This is a genomic window from Daejeonella sp. (assembly GCF_049655485.1).
Classification (GTDB): Bacteria; Bacteroidota; Bacteroidia; order Sphingobacteriales; family Sphingobacteriaceae; genus Daejeonella.
Genome location: NZ_JBASJU010000363.1, coordinates 1 through 8,155 on the forward strand (window position 1 = coordinate 1; position 8,155 = coordinate 8,155).

Genomic DNA, 8,155 nt, shown 5'->3' on the forward strand with positions numbered 1-8,155 from the left:
AAACCACAACCCACCCCATCACCCCCATCCTCTCGTTCTTAACTTCCTGACTTTTCGAGACTTCATTTTTTCGCATTTCATTCTTACCAACATACCCACTCGTTTGTTCTTTCTTAAACACCACGCCAGAACTATCTTTCCCATCAATTACCCTTTCCTTCACCCCCAATACTCAACCATCTTCGCCCTCCCCCTAAACCCTTTATCCACCGACAAACTAAACGTATCCAACGGATAGATCCGCATCCCTACAAATTGCTTACTTGAGTCCCTTATATCCACAACACGCACACCCTTTACCGATTCCGAATGATTTTCATTCAGGCTGATCTTTTCTTTTCCAATCTCGCTTGTTTTTGACCGGCCGAGATTCAATTCCCTGCTCCGGCACGAAGCAAGAGATAGGATTAGTACTACTATTGATATCAGTTTTAATGTTTTCATTTTTCTAAATTTTAGTTTGAATTATTATGCATTTGTATCCTCCGAGTTTGCAAATTAGGGGCATCTAAGCTTGAGATTGCTTCGCTGCGCTCGCAAGGACAAGCTCTAATAACGTGTCATTGGTAGACCAGCCTTAACTTTCACCATTTCGTTTTCCGTTTCTCCTTTTCACCTTTCACCTTTCACCTCCCAACGTATCTCGCCACCTTATATACCGTCTTCACCAGTCTACGTTTACGGTAAACCCCATCCCCTTCCCTGCTGCCTGAAACATTGGTATTACCCTCTACACTTATCATCCAGGTTCCATCCCATTCATCGATGAAGCCGACGTGGGCGATGCGTTTTTTCTCGGGGAAGTAGAGGCCGAAGATGTCGGCGGTGGTTGGGAAAGAGGAATTCGATCCAACCCCTGACCCTCCGGCCGGCTGAAGCCATTCGGACGCGGCGCCCGGGGGATATGCACAGCGAATCGCCGTCCGATTAATATGTGATGTGTTAGGGGAAAATCCGATGGGTACGCTTGGTGGAAGTCTTTGTTCCTTGTTCCATGTTCTTTGTTCTTCCCGGCTCCATATCACTCGATCTTGACCGAACAATGCAAGCGACCATCCGGATCGGGGATTCTCGACCCCTGCCTGCCCGAATACCCAGCACACAAATGCGGCGCACCAGGGATTGCCTTTGGAGAGGCCGACGTAGTTCAGGTATTTTTGTACATCGGGTCCGGAGTTCGGATACTTTTCGCGGATGCCGATTTGGGAAGTATATATTTGCTGTACCCTTATCCTGCTGGATATAAAACTAATGTGAGGTGCTATCTCCGAACTGTGAGCATTTGTTCTTCCAGAGCTAAATAAGATCAGCCCAATTCCTATAGAAATCGACAACAGAATCCCAATCAGATTCTCCCCGCTTGAAGTGTGATTAATTCGTTTCATTAGAATTTGGTTTTTGCGTAGACACCTTGCCGATATACACGCTGTTTGAAAACTGGTCCAGTCCTCCACGGAAGTAAAGCCAGATATGGATCTCCTGGCCAATGACCTCTTCTGGAAGTTTCAATGCACCGATTTGTTCGAAGCGCTGAAGTCCGGTATTGATCTGATACCAATATGGTGGCAATTCCGGGCAATAGATCAGAGCAATCAGTTCATCATCCAAGTAAGCATTAAAGTTTTGCTGACATTCGTAGCTGAGCAGCAATTCATTTGTTTTTGTATCATACGCCATTTCTACCGGCGGCATCCACAGTCTCCCAGGTACGAGGGAGACTTTAGAATAGTCTAAACTGAAACAAGGATATTCACCTGTTATCGAATCGAGAAGGTTTTTCTTCATCGCATTGTTCAAGCCTGATCTCTTCGCGCTGCCCCGGTAACTTTCATTAAGTAACTTTTTGAGCGGCGACAGGAAATGCATGAGCATTGCGAATTTCTTCCATTGAATGAGCTGCTTTTCTGAAGGGGCTTTGAGAGATTTCTCTGGTGCCTTCTTGAGATAATTAATTCCATTTTTATTACTGTAAATCAGATCCCCGATCTTGCCGGTTATCTTTCCTGCTATTATTCTTGCCATGATGATTTTTTTTAATTGTTTAATTTTTAAATAAGTGCCGCCAGCACAATGACAAATGCGTAGAAAATGGATAGATAGAATCCCAGGTAGATCAGCACCTTTTGTGAATTGATGAGCTTGCTGAAGTCGCGTTCAAAATTCTGCGCGGAGTAGTCGGCAAAGACCGGCCAAATCACTTTGATGATCCATCAGGTGCCGGCTTTGAATATCAAGATTGCCGAAACAGCTAGAATAATCGCGCTGTAGATTCCCGGGTCTATCGCCGCGGCTGTGGAATCGATCATCCGCACCGCGTAGGGGAATGTGATAAAGATTAAAACAATGATGATTATTCCGATAAATTCTTTGTGGAAGGGGAATTCGTTGGGCTGGAAATATTTTCGAATGAGTTTCATGATTTTGAGTTTTAAGTAATAGGTTATAAGTTATAAGTACACACCCATCGCTAATGCTAAGAGCGAGGAAAAATGCGGCGGCACAGCGGCCGCCGCAGGATTAATTACACAATTTCTACCGGGCCAGCATAGGAGCTGTTAGACACCTTGCTATTGCGAGTAGACATAAAGAACAGGTACACGTGCACCGTATTCCCTAAATAGGCTACCGGGACAGGCACAGTCATCTCTCCTTCCGGGCGCAGAATTCCGACCACCCCGCTTAGGAAAATGTTGTTCAGCGGGTCGAAAATTACTACGGTGGCCTCGTCATCCATGAAGCCATTGAAAGGATTTAATTCAGGCGACCAGGTGATCACAAGGTCTCCTGCAGCTGCAGTAACTGCGGCGCCAACCGGCGCGGCCAAGGATCCTTTAGCAAGCATGACTTTGCCATAGTCGATCGCGAAATCCGGATATGTGCCAGTTATCGCATTGTCGAGGGTAAACTTCACTGCCATGTTATAACCTGAAGCTTTACCTTGCGTCTGGCCATTAAATCCGACGTTCAAGAGGTCCTTTATCGGACCAAGGAATTTAATCGCGGTCGCAAATTTCGCCTGCTGCTCCAATTGTTTCAGCGTTTTCGGCTTGTTACTGATCTTCGGAATCCCCTTCATGTAGCTGATGTCTCGCCAGGTGCTTCCAATAAAACTTCCGGCTTTGCCGATGAAGGTCCCATTGCCTCCATTTCTAAGTGTTCCCATGTTTTTAAAATTAAATGGTTAAAAAATCTGTTAAGTACCGGTACAGCACAAACGTGGGTACAAAGCAAAAAACCGTCAAATTTTTGCCGCCAATTGCCGAAACTTGCCGGAAGGTTGCCGTGAATTGCCGGTGAGGGCCAAAGCCATAAGTTAAGAGCATTGAGGTTCCAGCTTTCGCTGGAATGACATCGCTGCGTGGGAGGGGTATGGGGAGATTCCAGCTTTCGCTGGAATCTGAATGCGGAATTAGATTTCCCTGAAAGGCAATGTCATGAGTTAAGTATTACCTGGAATTAGATTTCCACTCCGATCCTAACGAAAGTCAGGATCTCCTCCATTTAAAAAAATGCAATTCATGTCATTCCAGCGAAAGCTGGAACCTCGAAAGTCAGAATCTCGTCACTTATTTATATCATTCCAGCGAACGCCTGCGAGGCAGGGAGGCAGGCTGAAACTCCGAAAGACATAACCTCCAGCTAATCGGCTTGGATCAGTACAGGTATTGTAGCACCCTGGTATAAGACTGAAGAAAGACAGCACTAAGACAAATGGGAGACAGAAGGCACTATCTTTCCGGTCGGCTGCTGGTTTTAATCCACTTGCCTTCCGGAAACATTCGACGGGCGACGAAGAAGCCTGAAACATTTCCCGAATGAATCCCGAAGAAAAGGCAGGTTTTCCCGAACGTTTCCCGAAGAGTTCCCGAACAAAAGGGTGGTTTTCCCGAACAAGTCCCGAACAGGACCCGAAAAAATCCGCTATGAACCTCCAAGAAATATGGGAGGAACCCCGGATTAGTGCGGGACCTAATCAGGCGAAGGGCCGGTAATCTCCCGGATCTGTCTTCCACTTGTCTTCCACTTGTCTTCCTCTTGTCCCGGAGCAGGCTTAAGCGCTGTGGCAATGAAAGCGGAAAATTCAGGCCCGGCATTTTTTTACTTAATGTGCTTGTCCCTGATTATAAAAAGCGAAGGTTTGAAATACTGATAGAACCTGCCTCTCTTTCTCCACAAAAGGTCAGGGTCTTTTCTTAAAGTAAACAAGGTTCTTACACACACAGGGAGTATCTTCAGCGTCTGCTGCGTATTCAGCCAGTTCGCCGGATCGTCCATATCTGGTCCCTGCCGGCCCTCCAGCAAAGAGATGATCTTCTGTTGATTTGTCAACGCCATCTCGAAAAGCATGATGATCTTTTTCTCGAACTCTGACATCAGGGATGCATTTCACTCTACAAATTTCGGCATCCCAAAACAAGCCAACGAAGCGAAATTGTGCATACACCATGAAAGTTTTCGACTAACCGGGTATAATTTCGCAGATCGCGAAATTTCCTATGCATAATCACGCATAACCGCGCATAACGGTATTTTTTCTCTTTTAGGTATTGCTTAAGTACTTGACCCTGCGTAACTTAAGGTATTGATAATCCCATTTTTACTAAACTTAAAAAAAAATGAAAAAAACAAAATTTTTACAACATCTAAAGGCCGCACGAGAAAGTCTCGGCCACAGTCAGAAGGAGACTGGAGAATTAATCAACATGACCCAAACGGCCTATTGCCGCTTGGAAATAGGGAAGACCAAAATAAGCGTAGAACGATCGCGCGACATTATTAAGATTTTAGAAAAACATGGCTACAAGGATATTCCACCAATCGAACTGGAGGAAATCGATGGAGTTGCATCTATAAGTTTCAGATGGCCCTGGCATAAATACTGGCTTTATGCCTTGATCATTGTAGGGATTATAGTGGTCGTCAATTTTGTGGTAAACCTACCCGGTGATATCGCCCGCGGTTTCGAAGATGGTCAAAAGGATCAGCCGCCTGCTAATGACCCTTCAGGCTTCATATACCTGGCCCTTTTAGTGGGAGGAGTACTTTATGGCCTCTATCGATTGACTAGAAAATGGCTACTGTAAAGGAAATATTTAATTACAATCCACAAGAATGGCAAGACCATCAGGCCGAAATACTCGAGCATGTGGTCGAAGGCCGAAAATGGCTTGGACTTTCACGGGAATGGGTAGCCAGAAATGCTGGCTACTCCATTACCCAATACACCAGGCTAGAGAATGGCAGCCGCTTCCTGGAGTTTGAGGACTTCATGCGGATCGGCGTCGTTTTTTATTTGTATCAGGAGTCTTTATCACCGCCTTATATTCAAGCATGGAACCGGATGGTGTTGTTTGTGAAAGGGCTTGGCTTTCGTTTGCGGTATTGGTTAGAAAGATTGGAGGATTTTTAATCTGGATTCGCCCTAAAGCGAGTGCCCCGACGAGCCGGGGCTCCGAGTACAAATCCGGATAGATTACGAGTTTTCGTTTTTAATTATCTCTTCTTATTCAACTAATTAAGGTAACTTACAACAATGGATACAACCGCTACATTTTTGTCGCGTTAATTATGGAACAAACCGAAAAAATACTGTTGGACTTACCAGCTGTAACCCGGAAAGCGAGTTTGAAAACGCCAACAATTTTAGTTGTTGATGAGGATCCGATTGTATGTCTGCATATCCAAACTCGGCTAAAAAGTCATTATAAGATCATCAGTATACCGAATGCAACGGCAGCATTAACTTACATTCGCGAAGAGCATCCTAGTGTGGTTTTGTGCAATAAACTGGCGACAGTTTCGGATGATCTATCTCTATTGCAAGCATTAAAGCAAGATCTGGAAACTGAGCACATTCCGGTTATCCTGCTTTCAGATCGCGGAGACGAAGGCGAGCTTGAAGTCTATGATAAAGATGCAAGTGATTATCTGATCAAACCATTTTCTGCAAAAGAGCTCCTGGCGAGAGTTCGTCTCCAGCTAAAAATTATATCTATACGTGAGAGCTCCAACCGGAGTCTGAAGAATCTTTTTCTAAATGCGCCAGTAGCGATATGTATTCTCCGCGGGCCAAAGTTCATAGTTGAGCTTGCTAATGATAATATGCTGCAGCTATGGGGCAGGAACTTAGACGAGGTTCTGAATAAACCGGTGTTTAGCAGTATGCCTGATTTAGGGGGACAGGGCCTTGAAGAACTTTTAGCTACAGTTTATAAAACAGGTGAGCGATTTGTTTCTCCAGAAGTCCCACTTAGCATATTACGGTATGGTAAGTCCGAGAAGGTATTTGTCAAATTCGTTTATGAAGCGCTGCTAGATGAAGACGGGGCTATCAACGGGGTGATGGCGGTGGCTGATGAAATAACGGAATTGGTACTGGCCCGAAAAAGTATTGAACAAAGTCAACATCGTTACCAGCAAATGGTGTATTCTTCTCCCTCTGCGATTGCTATCTTGAAAGGTGACGAACTAATCATTGACATTGCCAATGATGCCATATTAGAAACATGGGGTAAAGGTAAAGATGTGTTTGGAAAACCGCTCTTAGCTATTATGCCTGAAGTGATAGACCAGGGTTTTGACAAATTGTTTCATCACGTTTACACCACTGGCGAGCCACGCTATGGTTACGAAGTTCCGGTTCAGTTGATGCGTAATGGCAAAATGGAATTATCTTATTACACCTTTGTTTACCAGGCGCAGAGAAATATGGCCGGGGAAATTGAAGGAATAGCCATAATTGCGAATGAGGTAAGCCCACAGGCCGAATTGAGCAAAAAAATAATAGAAAGCGAGTCACATTTGCGTAAGATGTATGATCTGATGCCCGCTAAAATAACCAACGCAGATCCAGACGGTGGGGTAACTTATTGTAATAGGAATTGGCTCGATTATACAGGGCTCAGCTTTGCCGATTTTAGTCGTTTTGGGTATTACAACATCATGCATCCCGATGAATTGGACGAATTTAGAAAACGCATGGAAAAAGCTGCCAAAACCGGGACGGATTTTGAAATGGAGATGAGGTTTATGAACCTGGAGGGCGAATATAAATGGCATTTAAATCGCGCATCTCCTGTTAGGGATGAAGCTGGAAATATAAGCATGTGGATCGGAGTAACCACCGAAATACATGAAATGAAAGAAGTTGAAATTAAGAAGGAAGATTTCCTGAAAATGGTAAGCCACGAGCTTAAAACCCCTGTTACCTCCATAAAAGGATACGTGCAAATGTTGCTTGCAATGTTAAAAGAGGAACAGCAGGCCAAATTAGCGCCATTACCCGTACGGTCATCCTTGCTTAGGGTACAAGTTCAGGTTGAGCGGCTAACCAAACTAGTTAACGAAATTTTAGATATTTCACGGTTTAAAGAGAATAAGCTGGAACTTCATAAGCAAACGTTTAACTTCAATAATCTGGTTGACGAAACCGTTCAGGATATTTTGCATACCAAACCCCACCTTACAATTAAGATTTTCAACGAACCGGTTTGTGAGTTTTATGGAGATAAAGATAGGATAGGGCAGGTGATCATTAATTTTATCACTAATGCCATCAAATATTCACCTGTTGATGAGTTAATTGAAGTTCGGGTAAAGCAGGGAGAGAATAAGCAGATACTCTTTAGTGTTAAAGATTTCGGAATTGGGATTGAGAAAAAGCACCAGGAAAAGATATTCGAGCGGTTTTACCGTGTTGAAGGGAAAAATGAAAACATTTTCGCAGGTTTTGGTATAGGCCTGTTTATTGCCAACGAAATAGTCAAACGCCATAATGGCTTTATAAAACTGGAAAGTAAAATAGGGAAAGGCTCAGTGTTTACATTTGTGCTGCCTTGTTATGAGGAAAATAATAAGGAACTGGCCTATTAGTACTAGGTGAGCAAAAAACGCCGGCTAGCGGTGAATAGACTCACCATCCCTACTCCCCCACTCCGAATCAGACCTCCGACTTCAGACCTCGGATCACCGTTCACTAAATAATTCCCCCCGTTCCCTAACCCACCCCTTAAAAACCAAAACTTCCTCCCTACTTTTCTCCCAATTAGTTAACGATGGGATCGTCCTAATTAAAAAAACCCAGGCGTACCGGTGCAAGTCCGGCTTATTCCTTGTTTTTAAGGGGTGCATCACGGCGACCTGGGTGTTTTCAGTT

General features: G+C 44.3%; 11 protein-coding genes. 3 read left to right on the top strand and 8 right to left on the bottom strand.

From position 1 onward, the window contains the following. Window positions 1–159 precede the first annotated feature (159 nt). The 7 genes from WBJ10_RS14720 to WBJ10_RS14750 all read right to left on the bottom strand — a co-directional run bounded on the left by WBJ10_RS14720 (window position 160) and on the right by WBJ10_RS14750 (window position 4,374). The gene (locus WBJ10_RS14720; protein WP_424291609.1) at window positions 160–444 is read right to left on the bottom strand and encodes a hypothetical protein; all 285 of its coding nucleotides are present in this window, start codon (window positions 442–444) and stop codon (window positions 160–162) included. Between the two features lie 182 nt (window positions 445–626). Beyond that, window positions 627–1,385 carry a hypothetical protein gene (locus WBJ10_RS14725; RefSeq protein WP_424291611.1) on the bottom strand — a complete coding sequence of 253 codons (759 nt, stop codon included), beginning with the start codon at window positions 1,383–1,385 and terminating at the stop codon, window positions 627–629. Beyond that, window positions 1,372–2,022, bottom strand: coding sequence for a DUF6266 family protein (locus tag WBJ10_RS14730; RefSeq protein WP_424291613.1), 651 nt, complete (start codon window positions 2,020–2,022; stop codon window positions 1,372–1,374). The genes WBJ10_RS14725 and WBJ10_RS14730 overlap by 14 nt, the downstream gene beginning before the upstream one ends. A 26-nt stretch (window positions 2,023–2,048) precedes the next feature. Further along, window positions 2,049–2,198 (bottom strand): hypothetical protein, encoded by a 150-nt coding sequence (locus tag WBJ10_RS14735; RefSeq protein WP_424291614.1) that lies wholly within the window; start codon window positions 2,196–2,198, stop codon window positions 2,049–2,051. 12 nt (window positions 2,199–2,210) lie between these two features. Further along, a complete protein-coding gene (locus WBJ10_RS14740) occupies window positions 2,211–2,417 on the bottom strand; it encodes a hypothetical protein (protein WP_424291616.1) in 207 nt (68 codons plus the stop codon). Window positions 2,418–2,521: 104 nt separating this feature from the next. Beyond that, window positions 2,522–3,163: a DUF6266 family protein gene (locus WBJ10_RS14745; protein WP_424291618.1), complete on the bottom strand. Its 642-nt coding sequence runs from the start codon at window positions 3,161–3,163 to the stop codon at window positions 2,522–2,524. A gap of 935 nt (window positions 3,164–4,098) precedes the next feature. Next, window positions 4,099–4,374: a hypothetical protein gene (locus WBJ10_RS14750; protein WP_424291620.1), complete on the bottom strand. Its 276-nt coding sequence runs from the start codon at window positions 4,372–4,374 to the stop codon at window positions 4,099–4,101. Between the two features lie 242 nt (window positions 4,375–4,616). On the opposite strand from WBJ10_RS14750, the gene WBJ10_RS14755 reads away from it, so the two are divergent. From WBJ10_RS14755 to WBJ10_RS14765, 3 genes are all read left to right on the top strand, one after another. Continuing rightward, window positions 4,617–5,084, top strand: a complete 468-nt coding sequence (locus WBJ10_RS14755; RefSeq protein WP_424291622.1) for a helix-turn-helix domain-containing protein — start codon at window positions 4,617–4,619, stop codon at window positions 5,082–5,084. After that, window positions 5,072–5,410: a helix-turn-helix domain-containing protein gene (locus WBJ10_RS14760; protein WP_424291624.1), complete on the top strand. Its 339-nt coding sequence runs from the start codon at window positions 5,072–5,074 to the stop codon at window positions 5,408–5,410. Before WBJ10_RS14755 ends, WBJ10_RS14760 begins: the two co-directional genes overlap by 13 nt. Before the next feature lie 158 nt (window positions 5,411–5,568). Beyond that, on the top strand, window positions 5,569–7,872 hold the full coding sequence (locus tag WBJ10_RS14765) for an ATP-binding protein (protein ID WP_424291626.1): 2,304 nt from the start codon (window positions 5,569–5,571) through the stop codon (window positions 7,870–7,872). 93 nt (window positions 7,873–7,965) lie between these two features. On the opposite strand, the gene WBJ10_RS14770 is transcribed toward WBJ10_RS14765, so the two are convergent. Then, window positions 7,966–8,155: hypothetical protein (locus WBJ10_RS14770; RefSeq protein WP_424291628.1), on the bottom strand; the 190-nt coding region annotated here is incomplete at its 5' end.

Bases quoted from the DNA above. Each gene is read 5' to 3' on its own strand.
- WBJ10_RS14765 (WP_424291626.1), top strand. From the start codon at position 5,569: ATGGAACAAACCGAAAAAATACTGTTGGACTTACCAGCTGTAACCCGG.
- WBJ10_RS14720 (WP_424291609.1), bottom strand. From the start codon at position 444: ATGAAAACATTAAAACTGATATCAATAGTAGTACTAATCCTATCTCTT.
- WBJ10_RS14725 (WP_424291611.1), bottom strand. From the start codon at position 1,385: ATGAAACGAATTAATCACACTTCAAGCGGGGAGAATCTGATTGGGATT.
- WBJ10_RS14755 (WP_424291622.1), top strand. From the start codon at position 4,617: ATGAAAAAAACAAAATTTTTACAACATCTAAAGGCCGCACGAGAAAGT.
- WBJ10_RS14745 (WP_424291618.1), bottom strand. From the start codon at position 3,163: ATGGGAACACTTAGAAATGGAGGCAATGGGACCTTCATCGGCAAAGCC.
- WBJ10_RS14730 (WP_424291613.1), bottom strand. From the start codon at position 2,022: ATGGCAAGAATAATAGCAGGAAAGATAACCGGCAAGATCGGGGATCTG.
- WBJ10_RS14750 (WP_424291620.1), bottom strand. From the start codon at position 4,374: ATGTCAGAGTTCGAGAAAAAGATCATCATGCTTTTCGAGATGGCGTTG.
- WBJ10_RS14740 (WP_424291616.1), bottom strand. From the start codon at position 2,417: ATGAAACTCATTCGAAAATATTTCCAGCCCAACGAATTCCCCTTCCAC.
- WBJ10_RS14760 (WP_424291624.1), top strand. From the start codon at position 5,072: ATGGCTACTGTAAAGGAAATATTTAATTACAATCCACAAGAATGGCAA.